The organism is Paramesorhizobium leguminum (genome assembly GCF_003217235.1).
Classification (GTDB): domain Bacteria; phylum Pseudomonadota; class Alphaproteobacteria; order Rhizobiales; family Rhizobiaceae; genus Paramesorhizobium; species Paramesorhizobium leguminum.
Genome location: NZ_QJTF01000022.1, coordinates 14,147 through 34,766 on the forward strand (window position 1 = coordinate 14,147; position 20,620 = coordinate 34,766).

At 60.3% G+C, this 20,620-nt stretch carries 15 protein-coding genes; 5 read left to right on the forward strand and 10 right to left on the reverse strand.

What is annotated here, in order from left to right:
• The first annotated feature begins 53 nt into the window (after nt 1-53).
• From C7477_RS15500 to C7477_RS15515, 4 genes are all read left to right on the forward strand, one after another.
• Entirely contained in the window at nt 54-2,729 is a 2,676-nt protein-coding gene (locus C7477_RS15500; protein ID WP_110753793.1) for a glycosyltransferase family 39 protein, read from the forward strand.
• Nucleotides 2,730-2,863: 134 nt separating this feature from the next.
• Nucleotides 2,864-4,093: an efflux RND transporter periplasmic adaptor subunit gene (locus C7477_RS15505; protein WP_245411861.1), complete on the forward strand. Its 1,230-nt coding sequence runs from the start codon at nt 2,864-2,866 to the stop codon at nt 4,091-4,093.
• Entirely contained in the window at nt 4,093-7,155 is a 3,063-nt protein-coding gene (locus C7477_RS15510) for an efflux RND transporter permease subunit (RefSeq protein WP_110753795.1), read from the forward strand. Before C7477_RS15505 ends, C7477_RS15510 begins: the two co-directional genes overlap by 1 nt.
• Nucleotides 7,156-7,249: 94 nt before the next feature.
• Nucleotides 7,250-7,972, forward strand: a complete 723-nt coding sequence (locus C7477_RS15515; protein ID WP_110753797.1) for a response regulator transcription factor — start codon at nt 7,250-7,252, stop codon at nt 7,970-7,972.
• Nucleotides 7,973-8,201: 229 nt separating this feature from the next.
• On the opposite strand, the gene C7477_RS15525 is transcribed toward C7477_RS15515, so the two are convergent.
• Entirely contained in the window at nt 8,202-9,050 is an 849-nt protein-coding gene (locus tag C7477_RS15525) for a MipA/OmpV family protein (RefSeq protein ID WP_110753798.1), read from the reverse strand.
• A gap of 231 nt (nt 9,051-9,281) precedes the next feature.
• Here C7477_RS15525 and C7477_RS15530 point away from each other — a divergent pair, with 231 nt between their 5' ends.
• Nucleotides 9,282-10,628, forward strand: coding sequence for an ATP-binding protein (locus C7477_RS15530; protein WP_110753800.1), 1,347 nt, complete (start codon nt 9,282-9,284; stop codon nt 10,626-10,628).
• 50 nt (nt 10,629-10,678) lie between these two features.
• Here C7477_RS15530 and C7477_RS15535 read toward each other — a convergent pair whose 3' ends face one another.
• The 9 genes from C7477_RS15535 to C7477_RS15575 form a co-directional block, all read right to left on the reverse strand.
• Nucleotides 10,679-11,689 (reverse strand): Tim44 domain-containing protein, encoded by a 1,011-nt coding sequence (locus tag C7477_RS15535; protein ID WP_245411862.1) that lies wholly within the window; start codon nt 11,687-11,689, stop codon nt 10,679-10,681.
• Between the two features lie 81 nt (nt 11,690-11,770).
• Nucleotides 11,771-12,493 carry a GntR family transcriptional regulator gene (locus tag C7477_RS15540; RefSeq protein ID WP_110753802.1) on the reverse strand — a complete coding sequence of 241 codons (723 nt, stop codon included), beginning with the start codon at nt 12,491-12,493 and terminating at the stop codon, nt 11,771-11,773.
• 93 nt (nt 12,494-12,586) lie between these two features.
• Nucleotides 12,587-13,771 (reverse strand): mannonate dehydratase, encoded by a 1,185-nt coding sequence (gene uxuA, locus C7477_RS15545; protein WP_110753804.1) that lies wholly within the window; start codon nt 13,769-13,771, stop codon nt 12,587-12,589.
• 51 nt (nt 13,772-13,822) lie between these two features.
• Nucleotides 13,823-15,298, reverse strand: a complete 1,476-nt coding sequence (locus tag C7477_RS15550; protein WP_110753806.1) for a mannitol dehydrogenase family protein — start codon at nt 15,296-15,298, stop codon at nt 13,823-13,825.
• A gap of 8 nt (nt 15,299-15,306) precedes the next feature.
• Nucleotides 15,307-16,584 carry a TRAP transporter large permease gene (locus C7477_RS15555; protein WP_110753808.1) on the reverse strand — a complete coding sequence of 426 codons (1,278 nt, stop codon included), beginning with the start codon at nt 16,582-16,584 and terminating at the stop codon, nt 15,307-15,309.
• Nucleotides 16,584-17,078: a TRAP transporter small permease gene (locus C7477_RS15560; protein ID WP_110753867.1), complete on the reverse strand. Its 495-nt coding sequence runs from the start codon at nt 17,076-17,078 to the stop codon at nt 16,584-16,586. Before C7477_RS15560 ends, C7477_RS15555 begins: the two co-directional genes overlap by 1 nt.
• A gap of 65 nt (nt 17,079-17,143) precedes the next feature.
• Nucleotides 17,144-18,136 carry a TRAP transporter substrate-binding protein gene (locus C7477_RS15565; RefSeq protein ID WP_110753809.1) on the reverse strand — a complete coding sequence of 331 codons (993 nt, stop codon included), beginning with the start codon at nt 18,134-18,136 and terminating at the stop codon, nt 17,144-17,146.
• Nucleotides 18,137-18,175: 39 nt separating this feature from the next.
• Entirely contained in the window at nt 18,176-19,192 is a 1,017-nt protein-coding gene (locus C7477_RS15570; protein ID WP_110753811.1) for a Zn-dependent oxidoreductase, read from the reverse strand.
• 251 nt (nt 19,193-19,443) lie between these two features.
• Nucleotides 19,444-20,520 (reverse strand): ABC transporter ATP-binding protein, encoded by a 1,077-nt coding sequence (locus C7477_RS15575; RefSeq protein WP_110753813.1) that lies wholly within the window; start codon nt 20,518-20,520, stop codon nt 19,444-19,446.
• Nucleotides 20,521-20,620 lie beyond the last annotated feature (100 nt).

Genomic DNA, 20,620 nt, shown 5'->3' on the forward strand with positions numbered 1-20,620 from the left:
GTTGCCTCTGGTACGCCTGAAGCTCCCATTTACGGCTTCAGGTTCCATGCCCCATGTCCACGATCATACCAAATTCCATCCAGATCCAGCGCATGGGGGAAGAGGCGCTCCCGGCCTTCCTTGTGCGCGGGGACCCGCTTGTTTCGATCATTGTTCCCACGCTGAACGAAGCGGAGAATATCGACCCTCTGCTTGCCGCCATTTTCGATGAGGCCATTTATGGCTTCGAATTCGAAATTCTCATTGCGGACGGCGGCTCGACGGACGGCACCGTCGAGCGGGTAAACGATTGGGAAAAAAGGGCCGATGTCCGCCTTGTCGCGGGTGGAGGCTCCCGTGGTCTCGCCGGTGATGTGCTGGCGGCTGCCAGAGTTGCTCGCTCCGATGTCGTCGTCGTCATGGATGCGGATTTCAGCCACGCGCCGTCCAGCATCCATGCGCTCGTCCAGCCCGTGCTCAACGGGGAAGCCGACATGGTCGTGGGCAGCCGTTACGTGCCCGGCGGTGCGACGCCCGGCTGGCCTTTGCCACGGCGCATGCTCTCGCGGCTCGGCGGCCTCATTGCCTGGCCGTTGACCGAGATCAAGGATCCGATGTCCGGCTTCTTCGCCGTGCGCCGCGAGCGGTTGCTGGCCGTCGACCCGGAGGCGGCGGGGTTCAAGATCGCATTGGAGGTCATGGCCCATGGCGGCGGGGCGCTTGACGTCATCGAGGTGCCGATCAGCTTTCCGGATCGGGTCCATGGCGAATCCAAGATCGGCAAGGCGCAAATGGTGGCCTATTTACGCCGCCTTCTGGTGCTGGGCGGCGGGGCGATATCGGCTGGCGGCGCGGCCCGCTTCGCGGCGGTCGGCTTCATCGGCATGTTTGTCGATCTTCTCGTGTTTCAGGCCCTGATCGCCGTCGGAGCAGGGCTTGTTGCCGCGCATGTGTTGAGCTTCTGCGTCGCCACCGTTTCGAACTATTGCCTGAACTCACGCTGGGCTTTCGCAGGGTGGAAGGCGAGCGGGGAGCGCGCAAGCGAAGTCTACTTGCGCTATCTGGTAATATGCCTCCTTGCGCTCGCCATGCGGGGCAGCGTGCTGGCAGGCGCATCGCGCTTGTTCGATATGCCGGCGCAATGGGCCATAATCTTCGCCATCGGCGCGGCGGCTGTCGTCAGCTACCTCGGCTCGGCGTTCTTTGTATTTCCTTCGGTCAATCCGCGTGTGCCATACGATATACGCTGGCGCGTTGCCGCCATTGGTGTGGTCGGCTATGCCGTCCTGCTGCGCTTCCTGTTTATCGGCGTCATCGACGTGATCCCGCAGGAGGCCTATTACTGGAACTATTCCCAGCATCTCGATATCGGCTATCTCGACCATCCGCCCATGGTGGCATGGCTGATCCGGGCCGGTACCAGCATATTCGGCAATAATGAGTTCGGCGTGCGCATCGCCGCCCTGGCGTGCTGGTTCGCAACCGCATTCTTTACGTTTAGCCTCTCGCGGCGGCTGTTCGGCAAGTCGGTTGCCTTTGTCAGCTTGCTGCTGGTCGCTGCCATGCCGTTCTATTTCGGCATCGGCCTCTTGATGACGCCAGATGCGCCGCTGACAGCGGCATGGGCCGGTTCGCTCTATTTCCTGGAGCGGGCGCTGCTCGGCGGCCAACGTCGCGCCTGGTGGGGGGCAGGCATCTTCATCGGCCTCGGTATGCTCTCTAAATATACCATCGCCCTGCTAGGCCCGGCGACGCTGATATTCATGCTGGTTGATGTCCGGGCGCGGGGCTGGCTGAAGCGGCCGGAACCCTATCTTGCGGCGGCGCTGGCGCTCCTCGTCTTCTCGCCGGTTATCTACTGGAACATCGAGAATGGCCTGGCGTCTTTCGCTTTCCAGAGCACCGGCCGCATGGCGGACAAATTCCGGTTCGCTTTGCCTTCGCTTATTTTGAATGCAACGGTACTGCTTACGCCTCCGGGGTTGGTGGCGGCGATCATCGCGCTTTGGCACCGGCACAGCCTGACGAGCAGGGCGCCGCGACACTCCGCGCTCCGTCGTCTTACGTTGTTCATGACAATCTTTACGCTGGCGCCGCTTTCGGTCTTCATGGGCTTCAGCCTGCTTTATTCCACGAAGCTCAATTGGACCGGCCCGCTTTGGCTGGCGGCGCTGCCGGCGGTTTCCATGATGATGCTCGCCATTGCGGAGGCCTCATCCAACTTCGCGCTGAGGATGCGGCGGGTCTGGGTGTCGACGGTGGCAATCGCGCTGGTCTTTTACGGAGTCGGATTGAACTATCTGGTGTTGGGTTTGCCAGGTGTGGACTACGCTGTGAAATTGCCGAACCTGCCGGTGGCGTGGAGCGAATTCGGGCGCGAGGCGGCGAGCATCCAGCGCGATGTCAGGCAGGATACCGGCGCGGAGCCGATCATGATCGCGCTTGATAAATACAATCTGGCGAGCGAGCTAGCCTTCTACGGCGGGATTGACGGGAACGGGGTATCCAGTTCGGTCGGGCGGGGTGTCCTCGGAGAGGATAGTCTCATGTATGATTACTGGTTCAAGCCGGAAGCATTTGAGGGACGTCCAGCCATCTTGCTGGCATCCAAGCGCGGTCAGATTGAGAATCCTGACCTCGCCGGTCATTTCAGCACTTTGAGCGAGCCGATGGAGCGGGTGGTTCTCAAGGACGGGAAGTTGGCCGGGCGGTTCTATTACCGTATCGGATATGACTTTCAAGCCAAATGACCACGTCATCTCCATGCAATCCTGACACTGCAACATTTCTTTAAATGACGAAACAGCTCAGGCGTTCGTCATCGATACAGTGTGGCCTGACATTCGAGGGCTCTCTGTCCTCCGGTTCAAGCAAAGGTCGCTCCATGACGGCATCGTCTCTTCTGTTTCCCTCGCTCCGGCGCAACGTCACGCTTGCCGTGACGGCAGCGTCCCTCGTCTATGCCGTACCGATAGCGGCGGCCTCCGAGGCGCAGATGCCGGTTACGGCATTGATTACCAAGAAAAGCGCTGTCACGGAGCGGATATCGGTGGTTGGAACGCTTGCCGCCCGCGAGGAGGTCCAGGTCCATCCTTTTGTCGTGGGCAAGGAAATCAGGCAGATCCTCGTGGAGGCCGGACAATCTGTTGAAAAGGGCCAGCCACTCGCGCTGCTCGATACGACGGAAGCAATGATGCTGCTGGACAAGAACGCGGTGAGCCTGCTCCGCGCCAAGGCCGCCGTCGCGGTCGAAAGCAGCAAGGTGGATGTGGCGCTGGTGAATGAGGCGGAGGCGCTCAAGAAGCTGGAGCGAAGCCGCTTGCTTCAGCCGAAAGGGATTATCGCGGATCATGTCCTCGATGAACATCAGAATGCGCATGCCCGTGCCGTGGCGGAATTGCGGTTGGCGCGCCAATCGCTGGAGCTTGCGACGGCTGAAGAACAGCTGATCGCCCGCGAACGGCAGGAGATCGAACTGACGGTTGAGCGAAGCACCTTGCGGGCTCCCGCCGCCGGCAAGCTGTTGAGCCGGAGCGCTCGCATCGGCGCGATGACATCAAGCTCCGCGGAGCCGCTTTTCCTCATCGCCGGCGATGATGACATAGAGTTTGTCGCGCAGGTGACCGAGACAAGCTTCGTGCGTCTTCGTGAAGGCATGCGTTCCGAAATTGTCCTGCCGGGGCGTGATCGTGCCGTCACAGGCATCATCAGGCTGAACGCGGCGCAACTGGACCCGAAGACGCGAAGCGGGACGGTCCGGATCGAGCTTGCCGAAAAGGAAGGGCTCATTCCCGGTGTTTTCGCGCGCGGGACCGTCAATATCGCCGAACGGGAGAATATCCTGGTGCCCGGCTCCGCCGTGGAAAGCTCTGGCGGGACGCATAGCGTTTATGTCGTTTCCGATGGCGTGGTGGATATACGCCGGGTTCGCATCGGCTCGCAGCAAAGCGGCTTCGTCGAGATTGTCGACGGCGTCAAGGATGGGGAAACGATCGCGCTGAAGGCCGGTGCGTTCCTGAAGGCTAATGAGCGGGTCACGCCGGTGATCGCGCCGAACGCTCTGGCTGACGAGCCAACCGCATCGCTCAGCCGTCAAGCGGGAGCGCCGCTCTGATGAACAGTAACATTTCGGCCTGGGCCATTCGCAAACCTCTTCCGTCCATTCTTCTTTTCGTCATTCTCACAATCATCGGTCTCTACGGTTTCACGCAACTGCCCATCACCTATTTCCCGACCGTCAACACGCCGGTCGTGAACATCACCGTCGAGCAATCCGGCGCCACGCCAAGCGAACTGGAGATGGAAGTCACCCGGCGCATAGAGGATGCCGTAGCGCCGCTGCCGGGCATCGAGGAGATCAAATCCACGGTTGGACAAGGGCGCTCGGTAACCAAAGTCGAGTTTGAACTGGGTGTGATATCGCCGGATCGCGCTATCGCCGATGTGCGTGACGCCGTCTCCAAGATACGCTCTGATTTGCCTGATACGATCGATGAGCCTGTCATCGAGCGGGTTGAGGAAGAAGCGCAGTCCGTGGTGACCTATGCGGTGACCAGCCGGGACATGACACTCGCGCAACTTTCCTGGTTCATCGATGACGTCGTTTCGCGGCGATTGCAGGGCTTGAAGGGTGTCGGGCGTATCGAGCGCGCCGGTGGCGTCGACAGGGAGGTTCACATTGAACTCGACCCGTTCCGGCTGCAGGCGCTTTCATTGACCGCACACGCGGTCAACGAAAGCCTGATCGCGAGCCAAGCCGATGGGTCCGGCGGGCGGAGCAATCTCAACGGGCGCGAGCGGGCGCTTACGACCGTGGCCGCGGCGCCAAGCGTATCCGACCTCGCCGGCGTGCGGATCGCCTTGTCGGACAATGCCAGCATACGGCTGGACGACATTGCCAGTGTGCGGGACACGATTGCGGAACCCCGGTCTATCGCCATACTCGATGGGGGGGATGTGGTCGGTTTTGCCGTGTACCGTTCCCAAGGGGCAAGCGATGTCGCCGTTGCGGACGAGGTGGCTGCGGCTCTGGCAAACTTGAGCGCGGAGAATCCGGATGTCCGCTTCAAGCTCGTGGACGACAACGTGTCTTATACGGCGGGCAATTATCATTCGGCCATGAACACGCTGTTCGAGGGCGCGGCCCTTTCGGTGGTCGTGGTGTTTCTGTTCCTGCGGGATTGGCGGGCTACGATCGTTGCCGCCGTGGCATTGCCGCTTTCGATTATTCCGACCTTCTTTGCCATCTATCTCATGGGATTTTCGCTCAATATCCTCAGCCTGCTGGCGATCACCCTTGTGACCGGCATCCTTGTCGACGATGCGATCGTGGAAATCGAGAATGTGGTGCGCCACCGCAATATGGGCAAATCCGCCTACCGGGCCGCGCTGGATGCCTCCGGCGAAATCGGGTTTGCCGTCATTGCGATATCCGCCACCATCATGGCGGTGTTTATTCCTGTTGGCTTCATGAGCGGCGTTGTAGGCCTATACTTCCGGCAGTTCGGGCTGACGGTCGCGATTGCTGTGTTCTTCTCGCTGCTGGTTGCGCGGTTGATCACCCCGATCATGGCCGCCTATATCATGACGAACCGCACGGCCTCGCTGGAGAGGAGAGGGCGTCTCACGCTTGCCTACGAGCGGCTCCTGAAACTAACGCTGAGATGGCGGTGGACGACGATTGGCTGTGCGTTGGGTTTCTTCGCGCTGGCGATGATGGCATTGACTTCGGTGCCATCAGCCTTTTTGCCGGAGGAGGATACGGGGCGCCTGACGCTTTCCGTCGAGTTGCCGCCAGGCGCGACACTGGACGAGACGCGCGCGGTCGCTGATGAAATCGCGGGCCGTATCCGCCAGGACAGTGAGGTGGAAGGGGTGTTTGTTCGCGCCGGCGCGAGCACAACGGGGCAGGAGGATGTGCGCTACGCCAGCATTCTTGTCGATCTGCTACACAAATCACAAAGAAGCCGCTCATCATTTGCTATCGAAGCCGACCTCGAAAAGGAGCTGTCCTCAGTCCCCGACGCGAGACTCCGGTTCCTCAATATGCGCGGCGGGCGGGATTTGTCGTTTGCCGTTCTCTCCGCTGATGGAGATTTGGCGCAGCAGGCTGCGGACAGCATACTCCGGGAACTCTCGGCGGATGCAAGCTTCATCAACCCGACCGCTGACAATGCGGCGATGCGCCCGGAACTGCGCATGAAGGTTCAGGCGGATAAAGCTCTGACGATGGGCGTGTCCCCGGCGGAAATCGCACGGACGATCCGGGTTTCGACCGCGGGTGACGTGGACAGCCGCCTGCCGGATTTCACCGATGGTTCAAGGCAAGTTCCCATCCGTGTCCTGCTCGACCGCAATGCGCGCAACGATCTGCCGACGCTGGAAATGCTTACCGTGCCGGCGGCGAACGGAACATCGGTGCCATTATCGGCTGTTGTCGATATCAGCTTTGACGAGACGGTTTCCGCCATTTCGAGATACGATCGCCAGCGCTATATCGAGATTGGGGCGGATATGGCCGGCGGCATGACATCGGGGCAGGGGCTCGAAAAAATCATGCAACTCGCCAGCGTCAAGAACCTGCCGGAAGGCGCGCGCATCCAGACGACGGGCGATTCCGACACCGAGGGCGAGGTGTTCGCCAGCTTCGCCGTGGCGATGGCCGCGGGCGTCATGCTGGTTCTTGTCATTCTTATCCTGTTGTTCGGCAGCGTTCTGGCACCATGGACCATTCTGGCCTCTCTTCCCCTGTCGATCGGCGGGGTTGCCGCCGGTCTGTTGCTGAGCGGGAGCGCCCTGTCGCTGCCGGTCGTCATCGGCATCTTGATGTTGATGGGGATCGTCACCAAGAACGCCATCATGCTGCTCGACTTCGCCATTGAACGTGAAGCGCATGGATTGTCCCGGATGGATGCCATCATCGAGGCTTGTTCGGAGCGCGTGCGTCCGATCGTCATGACCACGCTTGCCATGATCGGCGGCATGTTGCCTTCGGCCTTCGGCGTAGGGGATGGAGGCGAATTCCGAGCGCCCATGGCGATCGCGGTGATTGGCGGGTTGCTGGTTTCCACCCTGCTTTCCCTGATCGTGATCCCGTCTCTCCATCTGGTCGTTTCCGGTCTGGGTGATCGGGCGGCGCGGATCTTCAAGCCGTTCTTCCAGTCGGCTGAGATATGACGCGCGTTGCCGGTCGCAACAAAACTTAATAAAGTGAAATGTCTGGAGGCGGGCGCGGAACGCATTGTGCCCGTCTTCACATAGGAAATATGTCATGCAGCCAAGTTCCGCCAACGCCAGAATACTGATCGTCGAGGATGATCCGGAAATTGGTAATCTCCTCGCGCTGACGGTGCAGGAAAACGGAATGCTCCCGACCGTTGCGGAAGATGGACGGGTGATGCAGGCTCTCCTGCGGAGCAATTCCTTCGATCTGATCATCCTGGACGTCATGCTGCCGGGCGAAGACGGCCTCAGCATTTGCAAGCGTATTCGCTCCGAGAAGACGACGCCTATTATCCTGCTGACGGCGCTTGGAGAGGAAATCGACCGGATTGTCGGGCTGGAAGTCGGCGCGGATGACTACATCACCAAACCGTTCAGCCCCAGAGAGGTGGTCGCGCGTATTCGCAGCCTTCTCCGGCGCGCCTCATACGGGCTGACGAGCAGTTCCGGACAGCGAAAGCTGCGATTTGACGGTTGGCTGATCGATCCCATGCGCCGCCAGCTTCACGACCCGAACAACGCCCGCATTGCGCTGACGACGACGGAGTTCGATCTTCTCCTGGCGTTCTGCAAAAATCCAGGACGGATCATTACACGTGAAGAGTTGCTGCTGTTCACCCATGCCGGATTGGCTGGGCCGATCGAGCGGAGCATCGATGTGCATATCAGCCGGTTGCGGCAGAAAATCGAGGCCGATCCGAAGGAGCCGACGCTTTTGCAGACTGTCAGGCTGGGTGGGTATTTGTTTACCGCGGTGGTGGAGGAGGCTTGAGGGGGGCTGGTCTTATGGAAACGCGAGGCATAACCCCCCTCTGCCCTGCCGGGCATCTCCCCCTCAAGGGGGGAGATTGGCTGACATAGATGACGGCATTCATTCTGCAACGCCTGCGATTGGTGCCGTGCGCTTATGAAGGCGTAATCTCCCCCCTTGAGGGGGAGATGCCCGGCAGGGCAGAGGGGGGTGCCGTCCAGCCCGCGCTTCTTCTAAATCAATGCTCTAATCAGAACTTATACCCAACAAAAGCCGATACGGACGGCTGCATCTTTTTCTCGACGACGGGGCTGTCCGCCGCATCGCCGGTCAGCACGCCAATGCCTGCTTGCCCACGGACCATCCAGTTTTCGCTCAAGGCGTAGGTGGCGGATGCCGAAAAATCGACGCGCTTGATGCCCGCTCCCGGCTTATATTCGGAAAGGCCAGAGCGTGCCGACTGGGCGGCATCGACGCCGAAATAGGCCTGCATGTGCTCCTCATTGGCCCATGTCGCCTCAGCTTGGACACCCAGAACAAGCCGCTCCGTCACCGGGGCGGAGTATTCGGCGCCGAAGGTTCCCAGAAGGCTCTTGCTGCCGCCAATGGTTTGATCGATGCCGGCATATAATTCAACGGGACCCAGATCGTAAGCGAGTTTCGCGCCGACAGTCGCCCCGGCGTCGATTTCGCCGAGCCCCTTGAGGCGATCGCCGTCGTCTTCGTCACGTCCCGATTCGTAGCCGACTTTCGCGTCGAGCGTAAACCCATTGGTATCGAGCACGGTAACACTCACGCCGCCCGGATCGATTTCCAGCCAATCGCCATATTTGAAAATAATGAAGGGGATGGGACTGACCTCGAATTCGTCGCTTCCTTCGTATTTTGGCTTGTAAGCTCCTCCACCCCCGACAATCAAACTCCAGTCGCGTTTCGGCTGGCCATCGCCGAAACGCGCGCTGTCGATTGCCGGTTCGGGCGCTTGCTCTGAAGCGGTCTGGTCGGCGGCACGGGCTTGGGAGGTGAGCCCTGCGATGCCGATTGCAGCGCAGATGGCGACGGGCGAAAGACGCCGCTTGTTTTGTTCAAGATATGACATGGAGGCTCCAGGATATTTTGCCGGCCCCCGATCCGGGGCGGAAGGGGGACTTGCTGCGGATTTGTTCCACACTGGGGCCGTTATGAGCGTGTATTTTTGTTACGGTTTGTTGCGAACCCTCCGTGATGGGGAAACACGGCAACCTCCCATTGCAACAAAACGAAATATTTAAACGGGTGAAATGCCTGCTCTCTCATGAGAGAGATTGAGTGATACGCACAGAGAGATCCCATGCCCTTTCGTCAGCTCTTTTCGCTACGGACCATTCATGGTCAGATCACAGGCATCATTCTCGTTGGCCTGATCATCATCGTCATTGGCGGTTCGATGCTGGAGATTGGCGGCTCCATGCTCGAACAGAGAATTGGAAACGACCAGCCGATCCCTGAGGTGGAGAGGCTTGCCGAACGTGTTTTTTCGATCAGTTCGATCCTGAAGGATGCGACGCCCGAAGAGCGTGGGATTATTTTGCGCGCTGCCAATCGCGCCGGCTGGGATATCAGTCTGCAGCCTCGTGAATTCGCCAGGACATTCACGAGGTCATCTCCTACGGAGAGTACTTTTGATATCGCTTTCGAGTCTCTTTTCCAGCCCGATGGACCACAGACGCCGCTCGGAGGCTGGAAGACTTTCGTTGACGGAAGGCGGGTCGTCGCGGCCGGGGTTGACGGGCAATCAATACTCGTCATGGAGGGCGTTCCGAATACGGTTTTCTGGACCGTACTCCTGAGACGTGGTCCACACTATCTGGTGGCGCTCATTACTTTGATCATCCTGTTCTCGTCCTTCGCAGTGTGGGCGATCACGCGACCCCTACGAAATATCGCTTCGGCGGCGGCAAATGCGGATATCACATCGGGGCGGGTCATTTTCGAAGAGAAAGGCAGCGTTGAAATCATGGCCGTTGCCCGCTCATTGAACGAAATGAGCGGTCGCATCACAAACATGATCGATGGCCGAACGCGCATGTTGCGGGGCGTGAGCCATGATCTGCGCACGCCGTTGACGCGGTTGAGACTTCGAGCGGAACGCATCCGCGAGCCTGATTTGCGCGATATGCTGCTGGCCGACATCGCACGTATCAACAGCCTGATCAAGGAAAGCCTCAGTTATATGCGGGATGATCATCACCGCGAACAGATCGAACGGGTGGACCTCGCAACGACGCTTCAAACGATCTGCAACGAGTTCAGCGATATCGGACACAACGTTGTTTACGATGGTCCCCCCCATGCCACCGCGCATTTCAAACCGCTTGCGATTACGCGCGCGGTCACCAACCTTTGCGATAATGCGGTCAAGTTCGGCAACAATGTCATTGTAGAACTGCGATCGACCATGGAGACGGTCGTGATCGAAGTCGCGGATGATGGTCCCGGAATACCGGAGGAATCCCGCTTACGGGTTCTGGAGCCGTTTTATAAGATCGATGCGGCCAGGACACGAGGCGATGCCGGATTCGGTCTCGGACTTTCCATTGTCGATGAAATTGTACAGGCTCATCAGGGCAGGCTGGAGCTTCTTGACCGGCAACCATCCGGCCTCATCGCGAGATTGACGATTCCGCTTCGGCAGTAGGCACAGGTTCACCGGAACTGCCTGAGTTCCGGTGAACCGTATAGGGTAAGTTACGCTTCCTGGATTGCCGAGAGTTTCCAGTCCGAGCCGTTCTGCCGCGTGAACGTCCACAGTTCGGTGGTTTCCGTCGGCTGGTCCGCATTTCCTTCGACGATGCTGCCATCGGCACGGTCGACGGTGACATCACGCGATGCGTAGCGCAGCGCGGCGGTGGCATAATCGCGATCGCCCTCGCTCCAGCTTTCCGCGATATCCGCCTGCAGCAGCTTGACGTCGGAAACATCGTTCCTCACGCCGTTCTTGGCGTTTTCAGCCAGTTCCTCGGAGAAGTAGGAAACCATTTCCGGCGTTGCCAGCCGGCGCAAACCGGCGTGGTCTTCGCGCCCGAATGCATCCTGCACCTCCGCCAGCAGGCGCTCGAAAGTCTCGCGATCCTGCTGCGTCAGGCCGATCTCATCGGCATTGCCGGAGCGGGCCGCGGTTTGCGCACGGGAGCCGAAACCCGGAAAGCCTGGATATCCCGAACCACTGGCTGAGGAGGAGGAGGAGCTGCTAGCCGGAGCTTCGCGATAGGAGAAGTTGCCGGGAGCGGATGAATTTCCAGCCATTGCAGCGACCGGCGACTGTGCCGATCGCGAGCGGAACATTCTGATGGCCAGCATGGCCAACCCGCCGATCAACAGAGCCTGTAGCAGGAAGCCGAACATGCCGGCCATGCCGCCAAATCCCTGGCCAAGCAGGAGCCCGATAAGGCCGCCCAGCGCCAATCCCCGCAGCATCGAGCCGCCGAAACCGTTCATGAAGCCCGGACGTGAGGCTGCCGCCGGCGCTTGGCGGCCTGTGTTGCTCTGGCCAGTATTCGGCGTCATCGAACGCTCCACCGGAGCGGCTGGTTGCGGCGCTGTCGGGGTCGCCGGAGCCGACTGGGAGGTGCGGGCACCGCGGCTGCCGAAGCTGCCGCCACGGCGCGCCTCGGCGTGATCCATGGCCACCATGGAAAATGCCAGGAGCAATCCTGCAAATAAAGTTGCAAATCGGGTCGTTCGCGGCATCGTCGTCATGGCTATCCCTTGCTCAAATAAACGTGAGGCTCATATAGGGACGAGCCGGGAGCAGGACAATAACATCACTTGACGTTATCGCTACCGCGCCGGCCGGTTGGCTTTCTCCCCGAAGAGGGAAGGGTGCTGTTTGACGAGCTCATCGATCGAACTGAAAACCTGCCTCAGATGTGTCTTCATGTGCCGGGCTGTCCCGTCAGGGTCATTGGCTTTCACTGCGGCGGCGATATCGGCATGCTGAATGTAAAGCTGTTCGATGTGGCCCGGCTGGGGCAGGCTCAGGTAGCGTACCCGGTCGAGCTGGCTTTTCACCGACTGGATGACCTTCCAGCTTCGGGGCAGTGCTGCGATATCGGAGAAGGCGCGGTGAAACTGGTCGTCGAGCACCATGAAATCATCGAGATGCCTCGCATCGACGGCCTGTTTCTGCAGCCGTAGCAATTCGTCCAGGCGCGCAGCGAAAGCAGCGTCGGCACCACGCGCGACCCGGCGCACAACAGCGATCTCCAGGGCTTCCCGGATGAACTGCGCTTCCATCACTTCCGCCACACGGATGGGAGAGACATAGGTTCCGCGCTGCGGAAAGATATCGACCAGTCCTTCATCGGCCAGCTTGATGAGCGCTTCGCGCACCGGCGTGCGGCTGACGCCGAGCTTCAGCGACAGTTCCTTTTCGCTCAAGGCTTCGTTCGGCGCCAGTTCGAGCGTCAGGATCGCCCGTTTGATCTGGCTGTGCACCTGCGCCCCGATTGGCGATTTCGGGTCGATGGGACCGGTCCAGTCTGGTGCCTGACGAACTGACAAATATTTTCTCCTGCTGATTGTTCAGCCGCATGGTCAATTACGAAAAGTCAGCAACTTTTTGCTCACGCTGACCTTCGGTTCAGAACCATGCTGTTATTCCAACGCCGATAAGGCTGCCATTACTCCGCGCAGTTCCGCAAGTCCGCGCATGCGACCGATGATCGGATAGCCGGGGTGAGTCTTGCGTGTGTGGTCGTCGATCAGCTCATGGCCATGGTCGGGGCGCATGGGAATTTGCCAATCCGCGCGGCCCTCGGCCTTGCGGCGGCGGCATTCCTTGAGGAGCACCTGAACCAGCCTGACCATGTCGGTGTCGCCGCCGAGATGGTCGGCCTCCATGAAAGAGCCGTCCGGATCCTTCTTCACATTGCGTAAGTGAGCGAAGTGGATCCTGTCGGCGAAGCGTTCGGCGATGGCGGGAACGTCGTTGGCCGGGTTCGCGCCGAGCGAGCCGGAGCACAGCGTCAAGCCGTTGGAGGGAGAGGCGACAGCGGAGAGAATGAAATCGATATCCTCTGCGGAAGAGACGATGCGGTCCAGTCCGAAAAGCGGGCGCGGCGGATCATCGGGATGCACGCAGAGCCTGATGCCGACCTCTTCGGCCGTCGGCACCACCTCGCGCAGGAAGCGAGTGAAATTCTCGCGCAATTGTTCACGCGAAACGTCGCTGTAGCGTTCGAGCATGGCGCGGAGCCCCGGCACGTCATAGCGGGCATAGGCGCCGGGCAGGCCGGCCATGATGTTGGCGAGGAGTTTCTCGCGGTCGCTTTCAGAGGACGCGGCGATCCAGGCGCGGGCCTTGTCCAGCGTGGCGCTGTCCTGCTCGTCCTCGGCGCCCGGACGCCTCAGCATATAGCAATCGAAGGCGGCGTATTCGTGCATATTGAAGCGCAACGCCGTGCCGCCGCCGGGCAGCGGAGCGTCCAGCTCGGTGCGGGTCCAGTCAAGGATCGGCATGAAATTATAGCAGATGATTTTCAGGCCGCATGCGGCGAGATTGCGCAACGACTGCCGGTAATTATCGAACAGCGGCGTCAGATTGCCGGAGCCGAGCTTGATATCCTCGTGGATCGGAAGACTTTCGACCACGCGCCATTCCAGTCCGAGCGAGGGATCGGCGCTTATGATTGCCTGCCGGCGCCTGATCTCATCCGTCGTCCAGATTTCACCATAGGGAATGTGGTGGAGTGCGGTGACGATCCCGCGCGCGCCGGTCTGCCGGATGTGCTTCAGCTCGCACGCATCGCCCTCGCCGAACCAGCGCCAGGTTTCTTCCATGGTGCAAGTTTCTTCCATGGTGATTGCTCCGGTCTGGTCTGTCATTTTCTCTTATTCCGCTGTCTGATTGATTGCGCTGACCGCCGCATGGGCGCCGCCGGTAAGAAGCTTGCGATAGGCCGCTTCGACCGTGTGGAGGAACCGTTCGTCCCGCCCGAGATCGGTGCCGAATATGGTTTCAATGAAGGTCACGCGGCGCACATGGGCGGCGGGATCCTGCCCGTCCGCTTTCAGCCGGTCGGCGAGGGGGTCCTTGACGTCGATGGGGCGCCCTTTCTCGTCCGAGCCGCCGGCATAGTAGATGAAGGCTGCGACCGTGAGCGCAAGCCGGTTCCACGGCTGGCCGGCGTGCAGCCGGTCGCGGATGGTGCCGAGGATGCGCTGCGGCAGCTTCTGCGATCCGTCCATGGCGATTTGCGCCGTGCGATGGCTGATGGCCGGGTTGGCGTAACGCTCCAGTAACTGGCCCGCATAGGCGGAAAGGTTTGTCCCGGCGGGTGCGGGCACGGTCGGGATAATCTCGTCGCCCCACAAACCGGCGAGGAAATCCTTGAAAACAGGATCGGCAACCGTTTGCGATATGGTTTCGAAACTTGAGAGGAAACCGAGATAGGCGAGCGCAGAATGCGAGCCGTTGAGCATGCGCAGCTTCATCAGCTCGAACGGCTCGACATCGGTGACGAACTGGGCCCCGGCGCGTTCCCAGGCAGGCCGATCCGCTGAACCGAAAATGTCCTCGATGACCCATTGGCGGAACGGTTCGTGGATGACCGGCGCCAGATCATTCAATCCTATGAGGTCACGGGCTAGCGCCAGGTCATTGTCTGTCGAAGCCGGAACGATGCGATCCACCATCGTGCTTGGGAATGCGACATTGCTCTCGATCCATGCGGCAAGCCCATCGTCGCGGAGCGCGGCGAAATCGCGGATGAGGCCGCGCAACAGCTTGCCGTTGGAGGGAAGATTGTCGCAGCTTATCACCGTGAACGGCGCTATTCCACGGTTCTTGCGTAGCTTCAGCGCAGCGACGAGAAAGCCGGGGAGGGAGACGGGCGCTTCGGGATGCTCCAGATCATGGATGATGTCAGAATGGGCCGGATTGAGCCTTCCCGTCGCCGGATCGTGGCAATAGCCCTTTTCCGTCACCGTAATGGTGACGATGCGAATGCCGGGATCAGCCAGCGTTTCGACAAGACCTCGCGGATCTTCCGGCGCCACGACCGCTTGCAGCAGCGAACCCATGATGCGCGGCTTGTCGCCGGAAGCTGAACGCTCGATCGCGGTATAAAGGCCACCCTGCAGCGCCAGCCTGTCGCGCTGAGAGGGGCTGCGCAGGCTGACGCCGATGATCCCCCAGCCATTGTGGGCCGCCGGATCGGTCTCGATCGCGTCGTCATTATAGACGATGCCATGGGCGCGGTAGAAGGCGCCGAGACCGATATGGACGATGCCCGGTGTCAGCCTTGTCCTGTCGAAGGCGGGCAGGCGCGCCTTCGCGTTTTGCAATGTTGCGTTGTCAAGTCTCATGGGCGCGCTCAATCGAAGAAGACGGAAGGCAGCCACAGGGACAGCGCCGGAATGAACGTCACCAGCATCAGCACGATGACATTGCTGAGGATGAAGGGCAGAACCTCGCGGCTGATGACGCTGAGCGGCACCTTGCCGATATTGCCGGCAACGAACAGGCAGATGCCGACGGGCGGTGTCGTCAGGCCGATCATCAGGTTGATGACCACGATCATGGCGAACTGGATCGGATCGATGCCGACCTGCAGCGCCACCGCGAGCAGCGGCGGGAACAGGATGATCAGCGCGGCAATCGTCTCCATGAACGTGCCGACGAAGAGAAGCAGCACGTTGATCATCAGCAGGATCAGGTATTTGTTATCCGTCACCGAGAGCATCGCGGCGGCGATCATCTGCGGGATCTGCTCGCTTGTCAGAATCCAGCCGAACACATTGGCGAGGCCGACGAGAAGAATGAGCGCGCCCGAACCGACGGCGGATTCCAGCATGATGCGGGGCAGGTCGCCAAGCTTGAAGCCCTTATAGATGAAGAGCCCGACGGCAAAGGCGTAGAGCGAGGCGACGATCGATGCCTCGGTGGGCGTGAAGATGCCGCCGACGATGCCGAAAAGGATGATCACGGTCATGAGGACGGCCCAGAAGGCGGCCTTGCCGGAGACGAAAACCTCGCGGAAGCCGACCCAGCTGCCCTTGGGATAATTGCGCACCCGCGCGATGATATAGGCAGTCAGCATCATGCCGAGACCCATCATGATGCCAGGGATGGCGCCGGCGAGGAACATGCGGCCGACCGACAGTCCGGTGAGCGTGCCGACGATGATCATCGGAACCGAGGGCGGAATGATCGGGCCGACCGTCGAGGCGGCGGCGGTGAGCGCGGAGGCGAAGCCGGCGCCGTAGCCGGATTTTTTCATGGCGGGGATCATGACCGAGCCGATTGAAGCGGTCTCGGATACGGCGGTCCCGGAAATGCCGGCGAAGATCATTGATCCGGTGACATTGGCGAGGCCAAGTCCGCCCCTGATATGGCCGACGAGGGCATTGCCGAAGCGGACGATCTGGTCGGTGATGCCGCCATTGTTCATCAGATTGCCGGCCAGCACGAAACCGGGAATGCAGAGCAGGACGAAGCTGTCCATGCCGGAGAACATGAACTGCGGGACGACCGCCAGGTCGATATCGGCGAGGAAGAGGTAGACGACCGAGGATATGCCGAGCGTGATGGCGACGGGAACGCCGAGCGCCAGGCAGACGATGAACGTGCCGAAAAGGGCTGCGACCAGCATTACAGCGTCTCCTGATGTTGCATCGGCCTGCCGAAGCCGAAGAGCCGGGCGAGATAGAAGAAGGCCAGCGATACGGGGATGATGAGGATCGTGATATAGACGATGACCATCGGCGCATCGAACGAGCGGGCGCGTTCGCCGAAGCTGTTCATCACATAGGCATAGGCGCCGGGAATGATCGCCAGCGAGAAGATGATCGTGGCGAGATCGGCGAGCTTTTCGATTGCCGCTTGCGCCTTGGCGGGCAAGGTCGAGGTCAGGAGATCGACATTGACCAGTTCCCCGCCCAGCGCGGCAAGGCCGCAGGAGAACGCGACGAGATAGAGCAGGGCAAAGCGCGAGACTTCTTCCGTCCAGATCGGGGCGGGGAATCCGGGGATGCGCCCCAGAACCTGCAGGGTCACCATGACGATAAGTACGCCAAAGGCGATGACCGTGCCAACCCTGCACAGGATCGCAGCGCCCTCGATGATTTTGCCGAATAGGCTTTTCATGGCATTAAATCCTGGAAAATGTGGCCGCCCCGGAAAAGGGACGGCCGGCATTTCGAGCGTTGCGCTTACTTGACGGCCAGCATCTCTTCATAGAGAGGCGTGACTTCGGGATTGAGCGACTTGGCCACCGCATCCTTCGCCTTCGCGGCAAAGGCCGCCTTGTCGACCTCTACGAATTCCATGCCCTTGCCCTGCAACTCGCTCTTGAAGCGCTCTTCATCGGCGAGGAAGAGCTCGCGCTCATAGGCCTGCGCATCCTTGGCAGCCTCAAGCACGGCGCCGCGCTGCTCGTCCGTCAGGTTCTTCATCAGGCGCTGGCTGGCGACGAGATAGATCCAGCTGCGGACATGGTCGGTCATGTTCACATATTTCTGGACTTCATACAGACTGGCCGAACGGATCAGGGCGAGGGGGTTTTCCTGCGCGTCGATGACATGGCTCTGCAGGCCGGTGAAGACTTCCGAGAAGGCCATCGGCGTCGGCTTGGCGCCGAGCGCCTCCCAGACCGAGACGAACAGCGGCACGTTCGGCACGCGCAACTTTAATCCATTGAGTTCGTCGGGCGTCTTGATCGGCCGGTTGGAGGTCAGTTCGCGCGGACCGCGCTCGAACCAGGTGAGCGGCACCAGCTTGGCCTTGGCTTCGATTTCGGTTGCGATCTTCTGGCCGATCGGACCCTCGACCACCTTGCGCATGTGCTCGCTGTCACGGAGCGCGTAGGGAACGGCGAGAAGCGAGGCGTAAGGCGTCCAGTTCTGCAAGGATTCGCCCGTGATGGTGAAATCGACGGTTCCGAGCTGCAGTCCCTTGATCAGGTCGGTTTCCTTGCCGAGCTGCTCGTTGGGGAAGACCTGCACTTCGAGTTCGCCATTGGTGCGGGCCTTCACCTCTTCGGCGAATTTCATCGCGGCCTTATGCCAGGAATTATCTTCGTTTCCGAGATGGCCGAGTTTCAGCGTCTTGGCCTCGGCAAGGCCCGGCGTCAAAGCCGTCATGGCCACGCAGGTTGCGAGCATTGCAGCCAGCAGGCCGCGTCTCCTAGGGTTCGTCTTGATCATGCTATTCCTCCCTTGTTTGCGGCTCCCACCGCATTTCACTCAACTGAAATCCAGCTGCACCTTTACCGTTTGTTCCGGGGATCGCTCGATCAGCGCAAACGCCTCCTTCGCCTCGCTGCCCCGGAATGTCTGGGTGATCATCGGCTCCGGCTTCAACTGTCCGCTTTCCAGCCAGCTCACCACCTCCGGCAGAAGCCGCCGGCTGAGCCTGGAGCCGACGAGCGTCAGTTCCTTCTTGACGATTTCCTGTTGCGACACGTTGCAGGGCGCGGGCGAAAAGCCGAGAATACCGATGCGCCCGGCCGGGCTTGCAACACGGCACGCCTCTTCGAGAAGGGCGGGTACGCCGGCCCCATCAATCACCAATGTCGGACCCAACCCATTATTTTCGCCGGCGACGCTTGCCGGAATATCATCCTTGCCGGATTGCAGAACCCGGTCGGCGCCAAATTGCTCCGCGCGCTCGAGACGCCGCTTGTCCGGATCGGCGACGATGACCCGCGCGCCTTTCAGTTTGGCGACCTGCAGGACCGTCAACCCGACTGTGCCGGAGCCGTAGATAAGGACAGTGTCACGCTCATCGCATCCGGTTCGGACAAGCACGTTGGCGGCAATCGAGAACGGCTCGGCGAGCGCGGCCACGGATAGCGGCAGGTTTTTCGAGACTTTCACCGCATTGGCCACGGGCACGACGACTTCCGAACGAAAGCCGCCATCGCGATGCACGCCCAGCACTTCCAGATTGGCGCAAACATTGGATCGACCGACGCGGCAGGCGTAGCAATGACCGCAGGAGATGACCGGGTCGACCACGACATTGTCGCCCACGGACACCGATGTCACGGCAATACCCGTTGCAGCTATGGTGCCGGCGAACTCATGGCCGATCACGCGCGGATATTTGGCGAAGGGATTGGAGCCATGCAGGATATGGATGTCGGAACCGCAAATCCCTGATGTCGACACCTTCACCCGGATTTCATTCGGGCCCGGTTCGGCGCATTCAGCCTCGATGACCTCAAGAAAATGCGGTTCGCGCACGCGGACTGCTATCAATCTTATTCCCTCCCCGTTCCCATGTCTGCATGGTCACGGGCAGAACCTAATACTACCATGGTAGTGTGTCAACGATAAGAATAGGCTATCGAATGGGACACTTCACGCGGCGAGTGGATTGCTATTTTCTCAGCGGTGGCGGCGCCAGCTAGAGCATGGTCCCGAAAAGTTGCAGACTTTTCGGATAAGATCATGCGGCTAAAACAAAGGTTTAGAGCGGAATGCCCGATTCAACTTAATTGCATACCGCTCTAAATGCGCCTTCCATCCGCGCCGAACAGATGCGTCTGGGCCAGTTCGAAGCCGAAGGGGATGGCATCGCCGATGCGGATCTGGCGCTGGCCCTCCAGCAGCATGGTCACGGGCTGGCGGTCGGGGGTGTTTGCATAAACCACCGTCGATCCACCCAGATGCTCGACCAACTGCACCGAGGCATCGCCAAGCGAGGCCGCCTGTGTCCGAGGATTGAGGTGTTCCGGACGGACGCCGAAGGTGAGCGGCTCGTCATCGTTTGCCTCCACCGGTTTTGCCAGGGCGATGCGGCTGCCGGCGATTTCAAGCGTCCGGCGCGATGGATCTTCGGGCGAAATCCGGGCGGCAAGAAAGTTCATTTTCGGCGAACCGATGAACCCGGCGACGAACTGGTTGGCCGGATTGTTATAGAGGTCGAGCGGCTTTCCAGCCTGCATGACGCGGCCATCGCGCAAGACGACGATCTTGTCGGCCATCGTCATGGCTTCCACCTGATCGTGGGTGACATAGATCATCGTGGATCCCAGTTGCTGATGCAATTTGGCGATCTCCACCCGCATCTGCACCCGCAATTCCGCATCGAGGTTCGACAGCGGTTCATCGAAGAGAAAAATCTTCGGTTCGCGAACGATCGCCCGGCCAATCGCCACGCGCTGGCGCTGTCCCCCCGAAAGCGCCTTTGGCTTGCGCTGCAACAGCGGGCCGATCTGCAGAATGTTCGCAGCCTTTTTCACCCGCTCCTCGATCGCCGGTTTCTTGTATCCGGCGGTCTCCAGACCGAAGGCAAGGTTCTTGTAAACAGTCATATGCGGATAAAGCGCATAGGACTGGAACACCATGGCGATGCCGCGTTTCGAGGCGGCGACCTCATTCACCTGCTCACCGTCGATACGCAGGGTGCCGCCGGTGATTTCCTCCAGCCCCGCGATCATGCGCAAAAGCGTAGACTTGCCACAGCCGGAAGGCCCGACGAACACGGTGAATTCACCCGGCTCGATCTGCAGATCGATGCCATGGATAATCGGCAGGGAGCCGTATCGCTTGACGATCTTTTCGAGTGTGATGCTGCTTGCCATGCTGTTCCTCCCTGTATTTCTTTTAAAACCGCTGGCGGGAAACACCCCCCTCTGCCCTGCCGGGCATCTCCCCCTCAAGGGGGGAGATTACGCCTTCATA